This window comes from Halorubrum sp. CGM5_25_10-8B, assembly GCF_005435095.1.
Classification (GTDB): Archaea; Halobacteriota; Halobacteria; order Halobacteriales; family Haloferacaceae; genus Halorubrum; species Halorubrum ezzemoulense.
In genome coordinates this window covers 95,953-116,290 of the sequence record NZ_SGTY01000005.1, presented here as the reverse complement: position 1 = coordinate 116,290, position 20,338 = coordinate 95,953, and the positions used below count along the sequence as shown (strand labels likewise).

General features: G+C 57.1%; 20 protein-coding genes and 4 pseudogenes. 6 read left to right on the top strand and 18 right to left on the bottom strand.

The window, feature by feature from the left end:
- The first annotated feature begins 20 nt into the window (after positions 1-20).
- The gene (locus tag EXE51_RS06160; protein WP_137692245.1) at positions 21-362 is read left to right on the top strand and encodes a hypothetical protein; all 342 of its coding nucleotides are present in this window, start codon (positions 21-23) and stop codon (positions 360-362) included.
- 313 nt (positions 363-675) lie between these two features.
- Here the strand turns inward: EXE51_RS06160 and EXE51_RS06155 are convergent, their stop codons facing one another.
- The 4 genes and pseudogenes from EXE51_RS06155 to EXE51_RS18220 all read right to left on the bottom strand — a co-directional run.
- Positions 676-1,431, bottom strand: coding sequence for an IclR family transcriptional regulator (locus EXE51_RS06155; protein ID WP_094583721.1), 756 nt, complete (start codon positions 1,429-1,431; stop codon positions 676-678).
- Positions 1,432-1,605: 174 nt separating this feature from the next.
- Positions 1,606-2,535 carry an alpha/beta fold hydrolase gene (locus EXE51_RS06150; RefSeq protein WP_094583722.1) on the bottom strand — a complete coding sequence of 310 codons (930 nt, stop codon included), beginning with the start codon at positions 2,533-2,535 and terminating at the stop codon, positions 1,606-1,608.
- 144 nt (positions 2,536-2,679) lie between these two features.
- Positions 2,680-2,763 (bottom strand): annotated as a pseudogene (locus EXE51_RS06145) (IS6 family transposase); the annotation flags it as partial.
- A gap of 114 nt (positions 2,764-2,877) precedes the next feature.
- Positions 2,878-3,000, bottom strand: a pseudogene (locus EXE51_RS18220) (RNA-guided endonuclease TnpB family protein); the annotation flags it as partial.
- A gap of 44 nt (positions 3,001-3,044) precedes the next feature.
- On the opposite strand from EXE51_RS18220, the gene EXE51_RS06135 reads away from it, so the two are divergent.
- Positions 3,045-4,045 (top strand): IS630 family transposase gene (locus tag EXE51_RS06135; protein WP_137692244.1). Its coding sequence is split into 2 segments (ribosomal slippage): positions 3,045-3,537 and positions 3,537-4,045, totalling 1,002 coding nucleotides; the frame shifts between segments, so codons are not numbered across the junction.
- Here the strand turns inward: EXE51_RS06135 and EXE51_RS06130 are convergent.
- A pseudogene (locus tag EXE51_RS06130) lies at positions 4,044-5,228 on the bottom strand (transposase); the annotation flags it as partial. The gene EXE51_RS06135 and the pseudogene EXE51_RS06130 overlap by 2 nt on opposite strands.
- A gap of 462 nt (positions 5,229-5,690) precedes the next feature.
- On the opposite strand from EXE51_RS06130, the gene EXE51_RS06125 reads away from it, so the two are divergent.
- A complete protein-coding gene (locus EXE51_RS06125; RefSeq protein ID WP_137692243.1) occupies positions 5,691-6,239 on the top strand; it encodes a hypothetical protein in 549 nt (182 codons plus the stop codon).
- Positions 6,240-6,913: 674 nt separating this feature from the next.
- Here the strand turns inward: EXE51_RS06125 and EXE51_RS06120 are convergent.
- The 4 genes from EXE51_RS06120 to EXE51_RS06105 form a co-directional block, all read right to left on the bottom strand.
- A complete protein-coding gene (locus EXE51_RS06120; protein ID WP_137692242.1) occupies positions 6,914-7,111 on the bottom strand; it encodes a hypothetical protein in 198 nt (65 codons plus the stop codon).
- Positions 7,112-7,167: 56 nt separating this feature from the next.
- On the bottom strand, positions 7,168-7,407 hold the full coding sequence (locus EXE51_RS17845) for a hypothetical protein (protein ID WP_137692241.1): 240 nt from the start codon (positions 7,405-7,407) through the stop codon (positions 7,168-7,170).
- Positions 7,408-7,639: 232 nt separating this feature from the next.
- Positions 7,640-7,990: a type II toxin-antitoxin system PemK/MazF family toxin gene (locus EXE51_RS06110; RefSeq protein ID WP_049933410.1), complete on the bottom strand. Its 351-nt coding sequence runs from the start codon at positions 7,988-7,990 to the stop codon at positions 7,640-7,642.
- Complete coding sequence (locus EXE51_RS06105; RefSeq protein WP_049933409.1) at positions 7,990-8,358, bottom strand: helix-turn-helix domain-containing protein; 369 nt, start codon at positions 8,356-8,358, stop codon at positions 7,990-7,992. Before EXE51_RS06105 ends, EXE51_RS06110 begins: the two co-directional genes overlap by 1 nt.
- A 445-nt stretch (positions 8,359-8,803) precedes the next feature.
- Between EXE51_RS06105 and EXE51_RS06100 the strand changes: the two are divergent.
- A pseudogene (locus EXE51_RS06100) lies at positions 8,804-9,870 on the top strand (RNA-guided endonuclease TnpB family protein); the annotation flags it as partial.
- 120 nt (positions 9,871-9,990) lie between these two features.
- Here the strand turns inward: EXE51_RS06100 and EXE51_RS06095 are convergent.
- A complete protein-coding gene (locus EXE51_RS06095) occupies positions 9,991-10,791 on the bottom strand; it encodes a sulfite exporter TauE/SafE family protein (protein WP_049933407.1) in 801 nt (266 codons plus the stop codon).
- Positions 10,792-11,751: 960 nt separating this feature from the next.
- Between EXE51_RS06095 and EXE51_RS06085 the strand changes: the two genes are divergently transcribed.
- The gene (locus tag EXE51_RS06085; protein WP_158413883.1) at positions 11,752-12,762 is read left to right on the top strand and encodes a PQQ-binding-like beta-propeller repeat protein; all 1,011 of its coding nucleotides are present in this window, start codon (positions 11,752-11,754) and stop codon (positions 12,760-12,762) included.
- A gap of 132 nt (positions 12,763-12,894) precedes the next feature.
- Here the strand turns inward: EXE51_RS06085 and EXE51_RS06080 are convergent, their stop codons facing one another.
- The 7 genes from EXE51_RS06080 to EXE51_RS17500 form a co-directional block, all read right to left on the bottom strand.
- Positions 12,895-14,589, bottom strand: a complete 1,695-nt coding sequence (locus EXE51_RS06080; RefSeq protein WP_094553314.1) for a ribonucleoside-diphosphate reductase subunit alpha — start codon at positions 14,587-14,589, stop codon at positions 12,895-12,897.
- 2 nt (positions 14,590-14,591) lie between these two features.
- Entirely contained in the window at positions 14,592-15,602 is a 1,011-nt protein-coding gene (locus EXE51_RS06075) for a ribonucleotide-diphosphate reductase subunit beta (RefSeq protein ID WP_137692239.1), read from the bottom strand.
- 133 nt (positions 15,603-15,735) lie between these two features.
- Positions 15,736-16,224: a transcriptional regulator NrdR gene (nrdR, locus tag EXE51_RS06070; RefSeq protein WP_089309352.1), complete on the bottom strand. Its 489-nt coding sequence runs from the start codon at positions 16,222-16,224 to the stop codon at positions 15,736-15,738.
- Positions 16,225-16,348: 124 nt separating this feature from the next.
- Positions 16,349-17,014 carry a hypothetical protein gene (locus tag EXE51_RS17710; RefSeq protein ID WP_199234029.1) on the bottom strand — a complete coding sequence of 222 codons (666 nt, stop codon included), beginning with the start codon at positions 17,012-17,014 and terminating at the stop codon, positions 16,349-16,351.
- A gap of 190 nt (positions 17,015-17,204) precedes the next feature.
- On the bottom strand, positions 17,205-18,290 hold the full coding sequence (locus EXE51_RS06060; protein ID WP_137692238.1) for an ATP-binding protein: 1,086 nt from the start codon (positions 18,288-18,290) through the stop codon (positions 17,205-17,207).
- 235 nt (positions 18,291-18,525) lie between these two features.
- On the bottom strand, positions 18,526-18,672 hold the full coding sequence (locus EXE51_RS17505) for a hypothetical protein (protein WP_158293593.1): 147 nt from the start codon (positions 18,670-18,672) through the stop codon (positions 18,526-18,528).
- An 18-nt stretch (positions 18,673-18,690) separates the two neighbouring features.
- A complete protein-coding gene (locus tag EXE51_RS17500) occupies positions 18,691-18,837 on the bottom strand; it encodes a hypothetical protein (RefSeq protein WP_158293594.1) in 147 nt (48 codons plus the stop codon).
- A 78-nt stretch (positions 18,838-18,915) separates the two neighbouring features.
- On the opposite strand from EXE51_RS17500, the gene EXE51_RS06055 reads away from it, so the two are divergent.
- Entirely contained in the window at positions 18,916-19,698 is a 783-nt protein-coding gene (locus EXE51_RS06055; protein ID WP_241990593.1) for a methyl-accepting chemotaxis protein, read from the top strand.
- A 34-nt stretch (positions 19,699-19,732) separates the two neighbouring features.
- Here EXE51_RS06055 and EXE51_RS06050 read toward each other — a convergent pair whose 3' ends face one another.
- Complete coding sequence (locus tag EXE51_RS06050) at positions 19,733-20,038, bottom strand: putative quinol monooxygenase (RefSeq protein WP_137692237.1); 306 nt, start codon at positions 20,036-20,038, stop codon at positions 19,733-19,735.
- Between the last annotated feature and the right edge of the window lie 300 nt (positions 20,039-20,338).

Here is a 20,338-nt window from a genome sequence, read left to right as displayed (position 1 = left end):
AACCGACGGAGTCTCACAGATTGCCGACCATTTCGACCCGCAAACAGGCCGCCGTATGCTCGCTGTCCGGTGTTTGGCAGGCACCGAACTACAGTTCCTCGAAAGGCGGAACCGATCCTGAGATCGCAAACGGTGCGATTACAGAACCCTCCCGAACTCTGGCATGGCTCTACCTCGTTGAAGACGGCCAGTTCAAGCAGGACCCAGCGACGAGCCACAGCCTCGTTGCTCAGTACGACCCGACGTGTGGCTTCGCCCACGCCGACAGCGATGACAGGCGTTTCGTGAGGGGCTGGTTGAAACAAACGTACGTTCAGACAGCCCACGAGCTACAGGAGCCACAGGACAACTTCCCGGACTAACGGCAGTCTGTTCATCATATCACTTCCGCGTATTTTTGTTTCGGATAGTAGAACAGAGTACGTCCAAGCTGATGTGATCCTGCCGAATTCCAGTAGAAAGTGTCAAAATTTAATTATTGTGTTTAAATTACTGAGAGATCATGTAAGAGCCGCATTGTTATCCCATAAAACAGAATTTACATTCTGTATAACGGACTGAATTCAAGGCCATTACAATCGTACTGGTGTAATAGTCGGCTTATTTGAGATTTTAAATGTGTGAACGTATCACAAAACGGAACGCCGTTTTATCATGCTAACATTTGCCATACACTCACAGCAGTCGGATTGTGAGCTCTAGCTCTTTTTTTGCGTCAAGGAGAATTTGGGGGTACTCACTGTCCCCGTTGAGGACACGGTTGATTGGTCCTGAGATGCCCAATGCACCGATCATTTCCCCATTCGGGTCTTTTATTGGAACTGAAACCGCTCCAAGTCCTTCGACAGTCTCCTCACGGTTGGTTGCGTAGCCTCGCTCCCGGACTTCTTCGAGTCGCTCGAAGAGGGTCGAAGCACTGGAGATCGTCCGCTCGGTAATTGTTTCAAGACCGTTCCGATCGATGTACGCCTCAACTTTCTCGCGTGGCCACGTCGAGAGGATAGCCTTCCCCCCTGCGGTCGAGTGAAGAGGCCTGAAAGTTCGTGCGTCAGATCGGGAGAAAAGGCCGTTGCGTCCAGTCTGCTTGAACAAATAAACGAGTCGCCCCCTTTCGTCCGTCGTGAACTGAACGAGTTCCTCGGATTCGTCGGCCAATTCCTGAACCTTCCGGTTGATTATCGGATAGGAGGGATCTCGGAGATGGATTCGATTCGCGTAGCTGAGGAACTCACAGGAAACACGGTAGACCCCATCCTTCCGAATCAGGTAACCAATAGAGACCAACGTAGAGAGGTGACGATGTATTGTACTCTTAGATGCGTCGAGTTCTTTCGAAATCCGTGTGAGAGAGACGGGCTCATTATCCCTGACGAACTCCAGAACTCGGAACGAGCGTTCAACAGATTTCAGCGAGTTAGAATCGGTTTTCATAGCTTACCACACTCTTATCTAGTAGGAATAAATAATTCCGCAAAGCGGAAAATTCTATCTACACGGTTACGATAGCCAATATGGCCAACATCGCTATTGAATTCCCTGGTCCTCCATTGTGCGACGCCTGTGGAACGGTTTGTGAGTCAGTTCGATGGCGTCGCGGCGGGTAACTTATGTGCTACCATCAGCCTCTGTTTCAGCCCCGTCGTCTTCGTACTGCTCTCCAAACCCAATCTCCTCGAAGAACTCCCGAACTCGGGCGATATATTTGTCCTGCTGATCGAGATTTGGCGAGTGGCCACTCTCCTCGAAAATCTCAAGCCGGGAGTCGGGCAGGAGATCGGCAATTTCGATGCTGGCTTCCGGTGGTGTAATCCAATCGTGGCGGCCAACAGTCACCAGCCCTGGAATCTTCAGGCCTGGGAGGTCTTCGGTGTAGTCCATATTCGGATATGCGTTAGTGAACATCTCGTTGTGGGTCTCGTAGTGGAACCTTCGTTCGGCAATCGCCTCTTTAGCTGCTTCCTCGTCGAACTCGTCGAGGTTTGGCGCGTACAGCGGAAGCATTCCCAGCCATATCCGCTCGAATTCCTCATCGGACTCGACATTCCCGTCCATCACTCTCATGAACTCTTCCCACGTGATGTCTGGCAGATCGAAATCTCGGGCCTTCATCGCGTCCCAAGACTCCCGAGCGTTCTTGACCGAGTTGTTCTCATAGGCGTTCGACGCCGCGGTGTCCCGGAGCACGAACCCCTTGAAGTGATCGCGGTCGCCAAAGCGGACGGCGTACTCTTGCGTGATGAAGCCTCCGTACGAGCCGCCGATTAAGACTACTTCGTCGAGGCCAAGATGCTGAATTAGCCCCTCGCAGTCCTTTGCGTACTGTTCATTCGAGTAGGGCTCGGTCACACTAGACTGGCCGCAGCCCCTATGATCGTACACTACCAACCGGTAATTGTCGGTAAGCGGCTTGAATGCCTCCTTCCCCTTCTGGTGATCACTGATGCCGGGCCCGCCATGTAGTGACACGATGGCTGGCGCGTTGTCCGGGCCATGAACCTCGTAGTAGAGTTCGATCCCGTTGACTTTTGCGTACACCAACCGCGGTTTCGGACGAATTAATAAATATCTTGTGACCTTGTCACACGGATTACGATCATGGTAGAAACGAACGGTTATTACAGTACTTCCGCATGGAAAAAGAGTCGAATGAGACGAGGGGGGGTGTTGTGCTGGTTGTGTTCAGATAAGCTGATTCCATCCGAATGCGAACGATCTGAGTCGCTCGTTGGCAGTTTCTGCTTCGGCGTTGCTGAAACGGTTTGAGGGTGTCATAGAACTCTTCTCACACCGTGATGATCGTACTTCTCGGATTGTCTCCGCGTTCGTACTTGGTGATCGCGACGACGAGACGAAGTCACAGGGTGAACCGCCTCGGGGTCAAGCCCCGAGGCTTCCCGTTTCAACGACGCGACTTACAGGAACCGACGAAGACTGTCCTCCATCGGTTTCCACAGCGGTCGCAGTCTCCACGGGCGTCGATTCAGCCTGTCCCAGACCTATAGTAGTCGGTAGAACTTTTTACTCAGAGAGATATGTTGCCTGTAATGGATCACCTCAACGAGATCTCCGTCAAAGAACTCCAAGAGGCGCTTGACAATGTTGATGGAAACAAGCCGACTCAACGGCTGTTAGCTGCGATCGCGTACAAAAACGGCGTCACGCAAACCGAACTTGCCGAGTGGTACGACACAGAGCGAAAGACGATCTATAACTGGCTCAACCGACTCGATACCGACGAACCGCTTGAACAAGCTGTTACAGATGCTCACCGATCTGGTCGGAAACGAAAAATATCAGAAAAACAGCAAAAAGAGTTTGAACAAACAGTCCACGAATCACCCGAAGAGATCGGCGTTGACGCGCCGGCGTGGACGCCGGCGCTCGCACAAGAATATCTTGAAGAAACGTACGGCGTCGACTACTCAATCCCAAGCTGCCGGCGGTTGTTGAAAGAAGCGGGATTGAGTTATCAAAAACCACGCCGTTCAGCCGCTGAATCCGACGAAGACGACCAAGAAGCGTTTCACGACGAGATCAAAAAAAGCAGCGAGAGATGGACGCCACAGTAGTCTGTATCGATCAAACCAAGAAATCCGTCCAAGTCGAGCCGCGTGCCGCGTGGTTTCCGCGCGGCACGCGGCCTTCTGTTGAATTATCCGGTCAACGGGAGTACACGTGCTTGCTCGGCGCAATCACCGAGGACGGCGATCGCTTTTTCTCACGGCTTACCGAGTACATCACCGCCGATCACGCAAAACATTTCAGTTTAGCACTATGTGACGAATTTGAAGAGGATCTGATCGTCGTGCTCGATGGCGCACCGTATTTTCAGGCATCGGCCGTCACGGACCTCGCGGCCCGTGACAACCTCGCCTTTGTGACGCTCCCGTCATATTCGCCGGATTTGAACCCTATCGAGGAATGTTGGAGACAGCTCCAAGCAGCTCTCAGCAACCGGTTCTTCGACTCACTCGGTGAACTTACAACAGCGATCGACACCGCTCTTGACCAAATTTCTATCCCAAAAGTGAGCAACTATTTCTAACGTCTACTATATGCTGGCTGTCGAACTCTCGGTCCATGAACACGCGGTCAACGTCGACAAGCTCTATTGCTGAGTCGAGGAGGTCCTCGACGATCTCTAGGCGGGTGTCACCCTTCCGGATGGGACGTGCGTCAAGAACCAGTGGTACGGAATCACCGACGAGCTGGACGGTCGCCCACTGATAGGCGTACTCGGCGGTCTTCTCTTTCGTGCCGATAATCTCGTCTTTGTGGCCCGTCCGGTCACCGGTGAACGGGTCGGCTTCCGTCGTGTCGATAGCGATACAGCTGCGCTGGTACAGGCTTCGCATCTGGGCCGTCCGATTGACGAGTCGCTGGGCAGCCCCGCGATACATCTCACGGATGCGCTCGATAGACAGGGATCGTATCTGGTCTCGATGATTATGACCGAGAGGCGTCCGCTCGCGTGTCGTGTCGTAGCGGAAGCTGCGGGCGCCCTCATTGGCGGCGAGGTTCTCTTGAAGGCCGAGATACGTTTGTAGGTTCCAAAACGCGTTCTCGTGGATAGCACAACCACTCGCGCGGTCGAGCGAAAACACCGGATAGACGAGGTGGCTGACGTGAGTCGTGAGCTGTTGTTTGCGCTCGAACGCAGATGGGCCGGTCGTCTCGTCGTCATCGGTCTGGCGACGCGGAATTGTACGCGGCGGGGTCCGTGGAACCGAGACCCCAGCGTCGGACGCTTTGAAGAGGATCGTCCGCGCGGCAGTTTCGATACACTCGCGGAGGTCGGAGGTGAACCGATAGTGCCAACTCCGCCAGAGCGTCGACTGGTCGGGCACAGTCTCGAACCCGAGGCGACGGCGGAGAGAGGGTCGGTCTTACAGATACGAGCAGAGTGCCGTTTCGTAGTCCCACCCGTAGAGTTCCTTGAGGAGAAACCCACGGAATAGCACCACCATCTCGTACGTCGTGCTCCCAGTGTAGCGGTCGTGAGCGTCGAATTCGACGTAGGCTAGCGGCCAGTGAGCGACGAACGCTTCGATAGAGTCGTGGGCGTCGTGGTCGAACCAGACGGTCGCGAGGACCCGGACATCTTCAGCAAGGCCGGCTGTTGAACTCCGGTCGTAGAGGGGCGTCGCATGATAGGCTGGCCAGTCGTAGTAGGACGTCTGGGCGATGCGACGGTACACAGCACGTCGAGAGGATTGTGTCGGTGTCATCGGACAGCGCTACTATAACTGACGACAAAAGCTACTTTGGTGAATCACCCACTCGACAGTGCTCAATACAGAGCACACACCTATAACCTGAATCCTCACACTTCCATGCCGTCAATAAACACAGTCGTTGTATCCCCCGCGTCACGTGACGTTGGTCAACGTTGGCGTCAAGCGGTTGTATGTATGCGACGCTTACCGGTCGCGGACCGGACCGGTACGCGGCTCCCACGGTCGGATCGGGCGGCTGCGGAGGCGGCGCGATCCGCTTCGAACTGGAGCGTCCGCGGCGGACCGTCCGCCGACCGTCTAATCGGGTCTCGCGATCGGTTTCAGTTCACGTTGCGGACGGGTTTAGATAAAAGTACCATGGTATATAAGGTCATACACTTATGTTGGATATAGTAATTATTAGAGACAGGCACGTCCTCGCGGAAGAGGGTCCGGTCCCCGTTCAACACAAGTATGACACCACAAATCGCCACCGAACAGGACCGGGAGACCGACCGAGACGGACCCTCGCGCGGCGAGATTTTCACCGCGTTGAGCAACGCACGGCGACGAAACGTGGTCACTTATCTGGAAGAACACGGGGATGACGCCCGGGTCCGCGACATCGCCGAGCAGCTGGCGGCGTGGGAGAACGACCTCGAAATCAACGAGGTGACGTACAAACAGCGGAAGCGCGTCTACACCGCGCTCCACCAGTCTCACCTGCCGAAGCTGGCGGAGAGCGGGTTCATCGACTACGAGCCGAACAGAGGGATCGTCTCGCTGACCGAGGAGAGTCGAGAGCTTCAGGCGTACCTCGAAGTCGTCCCCGAGAACGAGATCTTGTGGAGCGAGTACTATATGGGGCTCGCCGTCGTCTGCGGACTGCTCTGCGGTGCGGCGTGGATCGGGACGGTCCCGTTCGCGGCCGTCTCTGGCTACACGTACGCGGTCCTCTTCGCGGTGGTGTTCGGCGTCTCCGGGGCGGTACACCGCACGGTGACGCGCCGGAACCGGGTGTAGGCGCTCGGGGGGGGACGCAACTTAGTGTTTAGTAGACTCGGATGGTCCGTTGAAATCCTCAGCAGTCGATGTTTCCACACTCAATCTTCAGTACGCAGTTCCCATCGACCGGCTGTTTCAGGTGTTGACATCCTCCTCCGCGTAAACGCGGAGGAATCCCGAGCGGTGGGAGTTTCAGGTTTCCAGTCCGATCACCGGACTACCACACCTTTCGGGCACGGGTAGTCCCACAGCGTCGATGTGGTGGACTGCTGGCGGTGCCAAGCCGCCGTTACCCCTATCCTCGACCATGTATGGCGTCCCAATGTTGTTTTTGCCACGGGGGCGCCAGCAGGCGTCAGCGGAGTTGGGGATATCGTGTCGCGTGCTTTGAGCGGTCGGCACAGACACACCCTTCGAGGATGTAGCGTTCACCGACTACCCTTTCAGATACTGTCTCGTTACGCGGGCGGACAGGCCGCCTCTGAAGGACGGTCCGGAATCCGCTCCGTTCCGACCGATTCCTACCTTCAGATAGAGCGGCCTGTCAGTTAAATCTCCGTCTGTGAAACTCTGTACAGACGTTCGGCTAGTGGATAGCTTCCCACCATGTCGGCTTCATCACCCGCCTAAAGGCGGGTGTATTCGCCTTGCCGTCTCTATAATGTATCTGAAGAAGAGGATTTTAACAAAGCCTATTCTTCCTCTCTGGATGTCCGGAACGATTCTTTGAGCGCATTTCGAAGAATACTGTTATCTAACTCATTTTCTTCAATACCAGTACTGGTTGCTCGAAATCCGATTCCCTCATCATTCAGAAAGGCAACAATGAGCGGGTATAGTTCCTGTGCATCCCTTTCTAGGTCCTGAATCTCGTCCAGCTCCTCTATCATATCATACGATACCTCACCGCTGTCAACTTTTTCTGGGTCTAGGCCAATCCACGTGGCTATTGCTCGGTCGTCCTCGTTAGTATAGTGGCGGATAACTTGGTAGAAAGCGAATCGATCTTCCGGACGTATACCGCGCTGAACGATAGATTCTGTCTCCTCGTATCCTCGTTCGCGTATTTTTTGTCGAGATCTGCGAATTTTGTGGTATCGTAGACCCTCTCCAAGAGCATATCTCGTTTCTGCCCAACCACCCGAAGCCTCGAATTTTCACGACCGTTTTCGTTATCCTTGCTCATTTTGTATTGCTATTCTAAAATTACAAGTGGTAGATACTAAATTGGTCCCCGTATCTGCTACGCTCGCAGAACAGCATACAACAATACCGGAGAGTCGTGCGGTCGGCACGCAGACATACTGAACGGGTGACTCACCCCGTACTGACGTCGAAGGAAAGGAACATATCGGTTCCACCTTCTGAAGCTGTGACCGTAACATTGAGATAGTTGGTCTCATCTTCAGTTGGGTCTATTAGTGTAGTTCTTCGACGAGCGCAGCAACCGCCTCGTCGACGAGATCGCTGTCAAGGCGACCTTGCCAGAAGTCGATATCCTCGTGGTCGATCGATTGTACTCCCCACGGGACAATCTGACTCTCATCCGGGGTCCCACCACGAAGCCAACTCTCACCAGGAACGTCGATCAGGCCGTCCATCCAGGATTTCGACGTCAACGTGAGCGCAATATACTGCTCCCCGTGGAACGGACGGCCTTTATGATTCAGGAGAATGAGCCAGGGCCGAGCATCTTCCTCGCCTTTGAACGGATCATCCCCGTAGACGACGTCGCCACGCTCGAAAATTGGTCTCTCTCCGTCGGTCACTATTCGTCCTCGACGCTCGGATGCGGTTCCTCGGGTGCGTGTTCGCGCCAGGACTCCTTGTCCTCTGTACCGAGTCGCTGGTTGAACAGGGCGGTCGCCCGTTCGTACCCGCTGTATCCGTCGAGTCGCTCCGTGTCGTCGGTTATCGCCCAGTACGTCGCTTTGTGTTCAACGAGATCGCGGCCCTTCAGTCTCGAGAGCGCGGTGCTGACCGCGCCCTCATCGAGACCGATCTGAGAGGCGATCTCGCGAGCCTTGAACGCGCGATCATCGTTGGCGGCGAGAAATCCGAGGACCTGATCCGGGACGGAGAGTTCCTCGAGTTCGTCCTCGCTCGTCTTCTCGAAGGTATCCCGGTCGATGGACATTATTGAGCAGAAATACGGTGTCAACCGTAATGAGAGTTAGGTGTGAAAGTGGTGAAAACGCTGAAGGAGATACTTCGTCCGTAGACCCGTCGAAGCAGTTCGAGAATCGTAGACATTGAGACGGCCAGTCTTAACTACTGTATAGGTCGAGAAGTTTTGCAGTTTCGGAGGATAAGCTAGTTCCAGGTCGAATTAGCATCAATTCGTGGTGATTTGGAGCGTTCTGGGATCAATTCTGAATCATTACTCTCGAACTACCAGACGAGCGTATGAAATTGCGTGAATTTTGGCGCTGCTGAATAGGGTTGTCACTCTCGAACGGCAGACTCAGCGAGGTCTCAGCCGGTTAGTCGTGCGGAATCAACGCTGACATGACGGGTTTCGATTGCCCGACGCTCTCCTTGTCGACGGCCACGACGGTTTCTTTCCCGATGTTCTCGGTCGGAGCGGATACGCAAAGAACGCACTCAAAAGTACGTCCCGCAACTCACGACGACGTACAACGCGGGCGACCTCCACGACGACCACCCTGTTCGGTTCACCAATGAGGGCCTACGACTCGACCACAAGCCCGAGAACGCTATTGAGTGGTTTGTCAAGATTCCGCACCACGAGGACTATTACCTCTGGATGCCAGCCCAACCGAACCCCGAACAGCGGGACTGGTTGGAAGCGTTGAACGCTGGTGATGCGGAAATGGGCGGGGGTCGGCTGTTCGAGCGAGAGGGGACGTGGTTCCTCCACGCCACCGCTACTCGCGACGTTGAGGAAACTTCTGAGGTGTCCGCCGAAGAACGGACGCCCATCGGAGTGGACATCGGGGAAGCATCACTCGTCACGGTGTGTCACCGCGACGATCACGGTTCTCCGACCGCACCTGAACTGTGGGCCGACGAAGGGAAGACGGTTCGTCAGCTCCCTAAGAGCTACTTCACCGCCAAGCGCCGACTCCAGACGCGCGGAAGCGAGCGTATCGTGGAGTCGTTCGGTGGCGACCTATGGAACCAGATAGACGACGTGTTCCACCGCGTCACCCGCGAAGTCGTGGAGTACGCCGAATCCGTCAAGAATCCCGTTCTCGTTCTGGAAGACCTGACGTACATCCGGGAGTCGATGGACTACGGTGAGTTCATGAACCGGCGTCTCCACGGATGGGGGTTCGCCAAACTCCACGCGCAGATACGCTACAATGCCGTCGAGAAGGGGATCCCCGTTGACACGGTGAATCCGCGTAACACGTCGAAGGAGTGCTACGGGTGCGGTGAAGTGGGATACTGCCCGCGACAGTCGACGTTCACGTGTACGAACGACGCTTGCTGGATGGGCGAGTACCATGCGGACGTGAACGGCGCGACAAACATCGCAGACCGCTACCTCAGCGGAGGGAGCCATTCGAGAGAACACAGAGATGACGATGACTCGGCTGAGGATGGGGGGCGTTTGACCGCCCCACAAGACACCCACGCCGATGCTGAAACTCAGCAAGGGACGCGTGGAACGAATGCGTCTTGAAACCGCAGGGCCGCTCTCAGCCTGAAATCCCGTGGTGGGATTCCCGCGTCTTCAGGCGCGGGAGGAGGTCAATGGAGCGCGTCGCCTGTATCGAGCCAGCGAAAAGGATCCAGTGCTCGGTCAGTGCCCCATCGCGCCACCGAGGGGCTGGTAATGCGGGAACATCGGATGTGGGAGGTGAACACCGAGTGCCATCAATCCGTGCGCAAGCAGCACGTACCCCAGCACGACGAACACCACACCGAGTAGCCGATGAACGCGTCGCCGGTGGGCGACGTCGATCGATTGGATAATCGTCCCATAGAGGAAAACTGCCGGAATCGTCCCGATGCCAAGGGCACCGAGAGCGATTCCCCCTGTGGTCGGGGAGCCGCTCGCGAAGGCGAACAGATACGCGGGATACAGCATCGGGCAGGGGAGAAACGCGTGGACGGCTCCCAGCCCGACAATACTCGGGCTGTTCACGTGTCGGTGAACTCTCGCTGCGAGCCACGACGTAACGCGCTGGACGCCAGGGATGCGAATATCGCCTCCGCTTCCACCGATGACGTACCGAACGCCCGTCGCCACAATGAACCCTCCGACCGCAAGACCGACAACACCTCGCAGGAGGTCGGCGATCGGTGTCAGCTGGTCAGCGGTAACGAATACGACGCTCCCGAGCGCGCCGAAGACGGCCCCGAGAATCGCGTACGTCGTCGCCCGGCCGACGTTGAACAGGAAATGCTGGCGAACCTCGTAGGTCGTGAGATGACCGGCACGCCCGTCGTTGGCTGTCACCGTCCCGCCATCGGGCTGCGGCGTCATCTGTTTCGAGTACATCGTCACAAGTGGACCGCACATCCCGATACAGTGTGCGCCGCCCAGCACGCCGATGAGGACGAAGAGGACGACGTCAATCCGGAGGAGCGACTCGATCATAGTCGTTCTCGGTTGCGTGCGGATTTGTATCGTCTGGTGTACCTCTCGAATAAGACTGTATGGATGATGTCGAGTGAAAAGAACGCATCAAGATGGCTTTGTTGAAATCCTATTCTTCAAACATTTTCTCGCATGAAACAGTCGATTGATGAGAGCCCCAAAGCGACCGTATCTCGGCTTGTGACAGGAACTATGCTCGCAGGAACGGTCCGTCAAACATGGTCTTCGTACCTGATGAGCTCCCGGATCAACTCTTAGTTGATTACGAAAACGCGACCGTGTATGGGGATTTGGAACAAGAGAAGGTGCTTCACCAAGGCAAGGTTCGTGTTCTCCCAAACGGGTGGGTTGCGTTGCCCACTGACCGACTCCTGTCTCCTGAAGCGGTACACCACATCGATCCATAGAGATCCGGTACTGAGCGATCAGGGTTGTGAAACTATCAACCGTTGAGTATTTCAACAGAGCCACACGACTAACCCGCTGAGATCTCGCTGGGTCCGCCGCTCAAGAGTGACAACCGTATCCAGCAGCGCCAAAATCCACACAATTTCGTACGCTCGTCTGGCAGTTCGAGAGTAATGATTCAAAATTGATCTCGGAACGCTGAGAATCACTACGAATTGATGCTAATTCGACCTGAAACTGGCCTATCCTCCGAAACTGTGGGAAACGTGTTGACAAGACAAATCGGGGACTGTTTCGGCCACAGAAGTACGTTGGAACAATTAATTTCGAGCCCAGTTAGGTCGGGATATGAGCTGGACCCGTCGTAGAGTGCTCGCGTCCATGGCTGGTGTATGTGGGGCCTCCGGATGCCTTGCCTCCCCTGACCGATCACTGCCGACAGCACCGACCAGTGGATGGAACCAGTCACGATGTGATGCCCAGAAAACGGCTACATCCGATGTCACAGTCCCTGAACGCGGAAATCTAGCGTGGGGCGGTGGCAGTGGCCAGATGCTGTCGGTAGTGGCTGATCAGACCGTGTATACTGTTGACGATGACGATGGCCTTACCGCACTCAATGCCCAAACCGGCGAGCACAGGTGGCAAACAGCCCTCGATCACGACCTTGACGATACGGAACCGGTTGGTGTCTCAGGAGGCATCATCAATGATCAGTTGTTAGTTGCGACCCGGGGGAGGCTCTATTCGTTCAGTACTGCCGACGGCAGTGAGCGGTGGCAACGAAAGCTTCCGGGGCATGTATCTTCGATATCGACGACAGTCGTCCCAGATCGACAGATCGGGCTGATTGATTTTACGCACGGTCAGAAGTACTACATTATCGCCGTTACGGCCGAGTCAGGCGAGATCAAATGGCGAGATTCTGTACTGCGAGGCGGCGGACGTGGACTAGCAGTATTTGACGATCACGTATATGTTACTGGAACATCTAAGACAGGTGAAGAAGTTCTACGCTGTCTTGAAATAGACACCGGGGAGTTGATCTGGCAGCAAGGAATCGCAGATACTGACCGCTATTCGACGCATGTCTGTGTGACGAGTGGTGTCCTAATCGGTGAGGGAGCCGATATTACTGTCTATGATCATAGCGACGGAAAGCAGAGAGCATCTGTAGAGTTTCCGCACGGACGGGTTCGCAGTATCGCCGTTGACGATGGTACCGCTTTCGTGCTTTCCGAATCCGGTCTCGCAGCGGTATCGGTGCCAGACGGCGGCAGGCAGTGGTCTCTGTCGAGAAATCCGACCCGACATTTTGTCCGCGGCCCACTCGCAGTTGGGCGCGAAAGCGTCGTCGCACCAGTGTTCATGGAATCGCTTGGTTGTCCAGCAGTCGTTGCGTTTGAGCGGATCGATGGAACACGGCGTTGGCACTATACTCTCGGTGACGACTTTGCGTGTGGAACGATCTGGTCTCAACCAGTCCTCGCCGACGGAGCAGTGTTTATCGATACCAGCCCGCATACTGTGACTGCTCTTGGAGATCTTTCCCAGCAGGATTGACTCTCTGTGGCTCTGTTGAAATCCCATTTTTCAGGGCGAGAATCCCGCCGTTTACGGCGAGGAGGATGTCACAGCGGATATCGCAGGGCTGTGATGCGTGGTTTCGGCTAAATCATACTGACTGCCGGGGTATCAGCTCTCACAGGCTTTACATTCGAGGATATCTCGGCTGAACTTCTGTGCGGCGTTGACACTGTGTTGGTAGTAGAGACTCTTCACCCCTTTTTTCCAAGCCTCGATGTAGAGCTGGTTGATCTCCTTGACGCTCACTTCGCTCGGATCGATTGAGACGTTCAGGCTCTGTGCCTGGTCGATGTGTTTCTGCCGCTGCGCTGCCTGGTTAATGATCGCCATCTGTGGAATCTCGGCGAAGGTCTTGAACACCTCCTTCTCCTCGTCGGTTAGGCAGTCGAGGTGTTGGACGCTCCCGTCGTTCTGTGCGATGCTGTCCCAGACTTCACGCTCATCTCTGCCTCGCTGTTTCAGTATCCCCTCGAGGAATCGGTTCTTCTGCGTCGATTTGAGCTTCGCACCGTCACGGACGAAGTAGTTCGATTTTAGTGGTTCAATGCTCGGACTGACCTGCCCCAGGATGACGCTGCTGGATTTCGTCGGGGCCACGCTCATCGTCGTTGCGTTCCGGCGACCGTAGCCGTCGAGCACTTCCGGCTCACCGAACTCGTCGGCGAGCCGACGACTCTCCTCGTAACTTCGCTCCTTGATGGTGCGGAAGATTGCCTCATTTTTTTCCATCGCCTCCATGCTGTCGAACGGAATCATCTCGCTCTGGAGGTAGCTGTGCCAGCCGAGGACGCCGATGCCGATCGCCCTGTGCCGTTTCGCAAACCGCACTGGCCGTTCCATGAACTGCGTCCCCTCCGCCTCTTGGATGAACTCCTCCATGACGGCGTCGAGGAACCGCGTCAGCGTCTCTACTGCGTCGGTGTCTTTCCACTCGTCGTAATGGAGCGCGTTCATTGACGAGAGACAACAGACGAAACTCTCGTCCGGCGTGGCGGGCAGCGCAATCTCGGTACACAGGTTGGAAGCGTTGATCTCGTAGCCCTTGTCCTTGTATACCTGTGGCTTCCCGTCGTTCATGTTGTCCCGGAAGATGATGTACGGGACTCCGATGTTGATCCGCGTCTCGATGATCTCTGCCCATGTCTCTCGCTTCTCCTCGTCGCCGTCGACCATCGCCTGGAACCAGTCGTCACCAATGATGACGCCGTAGTAGATGTCCTGTACAGGGTCGCCCTCGGTCTTGATGTTGAGCCACTCGTCCAAGTCGTCGTGTTCGATGTCGATGTACCCCGCGAACTGTCCGCGCCGCGTCTCTCCCTGGCTGACAACGTTGATGATCGTGTCGAACAGCTCGGTAAAGCTATAGCTCCCGTTGCTCTTGCCGTTGTTCGTGATCGGGCTGCCTCGGGGCCGGATCTCGCCGAAGTACCCGCTGGTCCCGCCGCCCAGCTTGGTCATCTCGCCCACTTCGGCCTGTGTGTAGAGGATGCTCTCCATGCTGTCCGCCATGTAGCTACCGAAGCAACTGATGGGCAGGCCTCGGTCCAGACCGAAGTTCGACCACACTGGACTCGCGAGGCTGTAGAAACCCCGACTCATGTAGTCATAGAACTTGTCCGCAAAGCCGTCATCATCCAAGATTTCTTCAGCCCGCTCTCCGATCTCTCTGACCCTTTCCTCGGCTGTGACGCCCTCAAGCAGGTACCCCTCGTTGAGGAATGCCCTGCTATCCTCGTTCAGCCAATAGAACGGTTCCTCGTGCTGCTGTTGTACCTCGTCGAGTGCTGGTTCTGTTTGTGCCATCGTTAGAACATGTCCTCTGCGGTAACGCTCTGCGAGTGCTTGTTGTACGTGGTCGACCGCTTGCTGAAGAAGTCGTTATCCTTCGTCATCATGATGTCCTCATCGAACCACCGCGTCTCCTCGAGCAGGTCATCGTCCGGGTCGAATATCGGCTCGACACCGACGTTCTCGAGGCTCTGATTGAATCGATCCCGGAGGAATGCGTCGACGTGCGCCCGGGGAAGGAACTCCAGTTCACCCTCACCGAAGATCCAGTCTAGTATCTTCATCTCGGCCTCGAACGCCTGCTGACAGGCGGCTTGGACCTCTTCTTCGAAGTCTTCGTCGAAGAGGTCCGGATTCTCCTCGCGAATCGTCTCCACGAGTTCGACACCGAATAGCCCGTGAATCTGCTCTTCCTTGCTGGTCGCCTCGACGGCGTTTGCGATCCCCTTGAACTTCTTTTCGTGTTTGTCGAAGCTCGTCATGATGAGGAACTGCGAGAACAGCGAGACGTGTTCAACGAATGTGGAGAACAGGAGGAGACTCATCACGTACTCCTGTGTGTCGTCGCTCTCGCTCTTCTCAAGATACTCGTCGAGGTAGTCAATCCGCTCTTCGATTGCGGGGACGTCGGTCACCTCCTCGAAGTCTTCCGCAATCCCCAAGATGTCGAGGAGGTGACTGTACGCGTCCATGTGTCTGACTTCACTCTCTGCGAAGGTCATGCCGACGTTCCCGACCTCTGCTTTGGGCATCTCGTCGTAGATGTCTGCCCAGAATGTCTTGACCTGGACCTCAATCTGCGCGATGGCCAGCATTGTCCGCTTGATAACGGCCTTCTCGGCAGAAGTCGTGTTGACTTTGAAGTCTTGGACGTCTCCTGAGAAATTGAACTCCGTGTGAACCCAGTAGCTGTTCCGTATCGCGTCTTTGTACTCAAGAACGTCGGGGTATTCGTACGGTTTGAGCTGCGTTCGTTCGGAGAAGATGTCAGTCTCTGACTCTCCGCCTGTGGTTTTGCTTTCAGTCATTGGTACGTACTCTGGAGGAATCGTTCTCTGTTGGGTGGTTTCTGTTGCCGTCGTTCTCTGTGCGTCTGGACCTGGGCCATGCTCGTCCGGTCAGGGATTGACCGAGCATTCGTTTGATCTGCGTATGGTTGTATCATAGTGAACCGTCCGAGGCGTCGAAGTCATCAAGTTCTGCATCCAGGACCGCATCAAGTTCTCTCAAGAATTCCTGCGGCTCAGAGAATGCTTTGTAAACGGAGACAAACCGAATGTAAGCTATCTTATCGAGCGTGCGGAGGTTCTCGGAGACGAGTTCGCCGATGAGACTCGAAGAGACGATCCGTGCCTCTTGATCTTGTAGTTCGCTCTCGATATCGTCAACGAGAGTAGTCACTGTTGTCTCCGTCACATCTCGCTTCTCAACGGCTCGCTCGATCCCTGCGCGGAGTTTCTGTCGGTCAAACGGTTCGATGGTTCCGTCGCGTTTTTTCACTTGGAGGGATTCCCACTCCGGACGTTCGTAGGTCGTAAAGCGGAACGAACAGCGTTGACACTCGCGGCGTCGTCGGACGGAGGTTCCGTCGGTACTGGCCCCTGTATCGATGACGCGTGTTCGCTCGTTCCCGCAGTCCGGGCAGTTCATAGTTGTCACTGCTTAATCCTCCATGGTCTTAACCCCATATGTGGTGCCTCTCGATTTTGACCGCAACATCTGGTGGTGAGGGCTGTCACATAAACCTTACCCAATAGAATTGGAATAGTACAATTCAGTTTGATTGCCGGGCGTGGGTGATTGGGCTCAGATGTATTGAGCACACCAGGTTCAACTGCGCTACAGCGATTTTTTCGAAGACAGTTGTACCCCGCTGTGGGGTAGCAACGGTCGTACTCAAACATTTGGAGGGTCGCTCATAGGAAGCAGATTGTTGGTCGCAGTAGTGACCCTCGATCTGGGGTAGTAGAATCCCGACGAGGAGGACGACGTTCATCCCGACCCACGGCCCGAAGTTCTGAATCGCGAGTGGAAGCCCAGTCGCGAGGATACCCAGACTGACCCAGTCGAGACTCATCAGATCCGTTGTCGGACACGACCCCGAAAGCACCTGCGCCCGATGGACGGGATGAGCGAGGTGAACGGTCAGTCTCGTGAGCAAGAACACCGGCACGAGAAGCACGTACGCGAAGAGACGAATCTGGAGTCCGGCCGTCGTAGCGACTGCGCCGACGGCGGCCGCGGTCGAGAAGTCGAGCACGCCGTTGACGAACCAGAAAGTCAGGATCGACGGCGCAAACAGACACCCGTGTAAGATAGCGGTGAGGTGCCCCGAGGAATACGAGAACTCCTGTGAGAGGAGGTCGCCGAGACTCGAGCGGAGCCGCCGCCCGATGTCGACGAACCGAGCGGCTCGACTCGACGCGTCGGCGTCGCTCACCGTCGGCACCCGCTCGGTTTTTGTGGCGCTGTCTCTGAGTCCATGGCCGACCAGTCACTGGAAGCGGTTCCCGGGCCGCGTTCTTGGATGCCGTCTCGGCCACCTTGCTCGGCATCGGAAGCGCGTGAATGGCGCCGGCCACGTCGTTGACGGCCTCGCCGGTCCGCGTCGAGCCGTGCGAGCTCTCGCATTAGCGGTCGATCCCGTCGATCTCGAACCTTGCGCCGCCGTCCGCGGACTCCTCGACGCTGATCTCCCAGCCGTGTGCCTCCGCGATTTCGGCGACGATGGCCAGCCCGAACCCGGTTCCGTCCCCCGTCGTCGTGTGACCCCACTCGAAGACGTCGTCCTCGTCGTCAGCCGGGACTCCCGCCCCGTCGTCCGCGACGTAGAAGCCGTTCAGTTCCGGTCCGTCGAGCACGCCGACCCGAACGGTCACCGACGGTCCGCCGTGGTCGCGGGCGTTCTCGAAGAGGTTCACGAGCAGTTCGTGAAGGCGGTCTCGGTCGGCTCGGAGCGTCGTCGACGACTCGATCTCGAGGCTTGCCGGCGCCATGTCACAGTCGGCCCAGACGTTACGCGCGATCACCGCTAAATCGACATCCTCCCGCTCGTGAATCAGATCGCCTTCTCGGGTAAGCTGAAGGAGCTCCGACAGCATCTCTTCCATGCGGTCGGCGGCGTCCTCGACCGCGTCAAAGTGTTCTGCGTCGCCGGTCTGTCTGGCGAGTTCCGCGTGCCCCTGAATGATTGAAAGGGGGTTCTGGAGGTCGTGTGAAACGATACCGGCGAACCGGTCGAGCCGTTCGACCTTCTGCTCCAGCCGGCGTCGGGTTTGAACGCGTCCCGAGATGTCCCGGAGCATCGCGATCATCCGTCTCGGTTCGGCGTCCGCCGTGCCCGCCGTCGACTCCAAGGCCGCTCCGGAGACCTCGGTGGGGACCTTCTCGCCGTCCTTCGTCAGACACGTGAGATCGTCTGTGAAGCCGGTTCCCTCGCTTTTGACCTGTGAGATGAACTCCTCTCGAACCCGGTCGATGTCGTCCGGGTGGATGCCCTCGGGATCCATCGAGAGCAGCTCCCCGCGGGAGTACCCCAACAGCTCGCACGCGCGAGGATTGACGTCGACGAACGACTCGGTCTCGAAGTCGACGATCATGACGGCGTCGTTGTTGTGCTCGAAGACCTTTTGATACCGCTCTTCGACCGATGCGGGGTCCCCACCGGTCCCGCTCGCCTCAACGCCTTCGCCGCCGTCCGTTGATTCGTTGCCCATGTGTCGGCTGTCCGGTTTGCGGTTCTGGCGGTCGGTTCGACCGGTCGGACCCGAACGGCGGGCCGACAGTTGCGGCCGAAGTCTGTTTCCGCCTCTCTATGGTCAGTTACTGCTCCGATGATATAATATTTCACTGGCCGGACGCAGGGGACATCGGGCGGCTCTCGTGTGCCGGTGCGCTCGGCGATGTGCCGGTCTTCCCCGACGCGCGCCACGGCGTCGCAGACACAGCGGATTACTCCGGCTTCCGCGCGTCCGCGTCGACAAACGTCTCACAGGTGAGACAGTACTCGCGCTCCTCTTTCAGCTCCGACGGCTCGATGATCGCGAGCCGGCTCTCGGTCTCGTCGCCGCAGGTCGGACAGGTGGCGTCTCCGCTCATAATTCGATCTGAATGGGTCTACGCTTCGTCCCCGAAGTTCTCCTCGTAGGCGTCGGGGTGATTCTCCTTGGCGTGGTCTTTCAGTTCGTCGAGCGTGTCGAACGTCGCGCCGCAGTCACACGCGTGGATATCGCCGTCGTCGTGGTCGTGATCGTGGTCTGACATCGTATCTGATAATATGCGGACCACGATTAAATAGCCCCCGCGGAAGTGTACGCTAACCGCCTCGGCGGGAGCACACTCATGAGTCGACAATCACGCGATCGCAACGGAAGCGGAGGGTCGGACGGAACGGTCGACCCGGAGGGGAAGGCGCCGCTCTCGACGCTCACAGCCGAGCATGCGAAGCTCCTCTCGGAGATCGGGACGGAATTGAGCGAATCGAGCGACGCGATCGAGTCGCTGTCTCGCGGTGCCGCGGAGGCGAACGAATCAAGCTCCGACACAGCGTCGCTGGCGGAGACGGCCCGAGGGTCGGCCCGTGAGGCGAACGCCGACGTCGACGAAGCGAAGATCGCTGCCGCCGCAGCCGAGGAGAAACTGGAGACGCTCCGTGAGACAGTCACCGAGATCGACGACATCGTCGCGATGCTGAACGAAATCGCCGACCAGACGAACATGCTCGCATTGAACGCCTCTATCGAGGCCGCCCGCGTCGGCGAGGCGGGCTCCGGTTTCGCCGTCGTCGCAGACGAAGTCAAAGACCTCGCCGAACAGGCTCAGGAGCGCGCGACGGAGATCGAGGCGACCGTCGAGGATGTGCGTTCGACCGCCGACGAGACGATAGCAAAGATCGAGACGGTCGACACGCGGACGGACACCGCGGCAGCGTCGATTACGGACGCGGTCGACGACCTCGACGGCATCGCCGACAGCGCGGTTCGAACCTCCGAGAACGTCGACGAGGTGAGCGAGACGACGCAGGCGTACGCGGACGACCTCGACCACATCGCCAGGGACGTGATCGACGCGATCAGTCAGGCCAACGAGATCGACGAACGGACGGACCCCGCCGCGGAACAATAAGTCGCGTCGAAGCCGCCGGACTCGCACCCCTCGCTTAGAGCTCCATTTCGGCCGCCGAGTCGACCTCGAACCGGGTAACTTCCGGTTCGCCGGCGAGCAGGTCGGGCAGCGCCGCCTCAAACTCCTGGAAGTGGTCGGTCTGCGAGTGCGCCTCGAAGGCGGCCTCGTCCTCGTACTGCTCGAAGAACCGGACCACGTTCGGGTCATCCACGTCCGTCGCCGGCCGGTAGTCGATCATCCCCGGCTCGGCGCGGGATTTCTCAGCGAGGTCGGCGATCAGATCGAGTGCCTCCTCGCGCTTGTCGGGGTCAATCGGGAATACGGCGTGTAACACAATCATGCGACTCCCGCTCGTCGGCCGCGACGGATAAATCCCGGTCGCGAGGGCGCGCGATTCGGGCAAACGGCCGGAGCGACGAGGGGCGACGAACGCCAGCGTAAGCTCCGAGAAACCCCGTTACGTCCGCGTTACCCGTGAGACCCGTGCGTGATAATCGGCACCGACGAATTAAATCGGAGACCGTCACAGTCGCTCACATGGATTCGCGACAGATCACGGGCTGCGTCCCGCTTGACCGTCGGCGGAGGTGGGCCGAGTGACGTCGGATCGAAGCCGCCGCAGGGCGGTTCGAAGTCGACT

Bases quoted from the DNA above. Each gene is read 5' to 3' on its own strand.
- EXE51_RS06155 (WP_094583721.1), bottom strand. From the start codon at position 1,431: ATGAAAACCGATTCTAACTCGCTGAAATCTGTTGAACGCTCGTTCCGA.
- EXE51_RS06125 (WP_137692243.1), top strand. From the start codon at position 5,691: ATGACACCACAAATCGCCACCGAACAGGACCGGGAGACCGACCGAGAC.
- EXE51_RS06120 (WP_137692242.1), bottom strand. From the start codon at position 7,111: ATGATAGAGGAGCTGGACGAGATTCAGGACCTAGAAAGGGATGCACAG.
- EXE51_RS17845 (WP_137692241.1), bottom strand. From the start codon at position 7,407: ATGAGCAAGGATAACGAAAACGGTCGTGAAAATTCGAGGCTTCGGGTG.
- EXE51_RS06105 (WP_049933409.1), bottom strand. From the start codon at position 8,358: ATGTCCATCGACCGGGATACCTTCGAGAAGACGAGCGAGGACGAACTC.
- EXE51_RS06095 (WP_049933407.1), bottom strand. From the start codon at position 10,791: ATGATCGAGTCGCTCCTCCGGATTGACGTCGTCCTCTTCGTCCTCATC.
- EXE51_RS06085 (WP_158413883.1), top strand. From the start codon at position 11,752: ATGCTGTCGGTAGTGGCTGATCAGACCGTGTATACTGTTGACGATGAC.
- EXE51_RS06080 (WP_094553314.1), bottom strand. From the start codon at position 14,589: ATGGCACAAACAGAACCAGCACTCGACGAGGTACAACAGCAGCACGAG.
- EXE51_RS06075 (WP_137692239.1), bottom strand. From the start codon at position 15,602: ATGACTGAAAGCAAAACCACAGGCGGAGAGTCAGAGACTGACATCTTC.
- nrdR (WP_089309352.1), bottom strand. From the start codon at position 16,224: ATGAACTGCCCGGACTGCGGGAACGAGCGAACACGCGTCATCGATACA.
- EXE51_RS06060 (WP_137692238.1), bottom strand. From the start codon at position 18,290: ATGGGCAACGAATCAACGGACGGCGGCGAAGGCGTTGAGGCGAGCGGG.
- EXE51_RS17505 (WP_158293593.1), bottom strand. From the start codon at position 18,672: ATGAGCGGAGACGCCACCTGTCCGACCTGCGGCGACGAGACCGAGAGC.
- EXE51_RS17500 (WP_158293594.1), bottom strand. From the start codon at position 18,837: ATGTCAGACCACGATCACGACCACGACGACGGCGATATCCACGCGTGT.
- EXE51_RS06055 (WP_241990593.1), top strand. From the start codon at position 18,916: ATGAGTCGACAATCACGCGATCGCAACGGAAGCGGAGGGTCGGACGGA.
- EXE51_RS06050 (WP_137692237.1), bottom strand. From the start codon at position 20,038: ATGATTGTGTTACACGCCGTATTCCCGATTGACCCCGACAAGCGCGAG.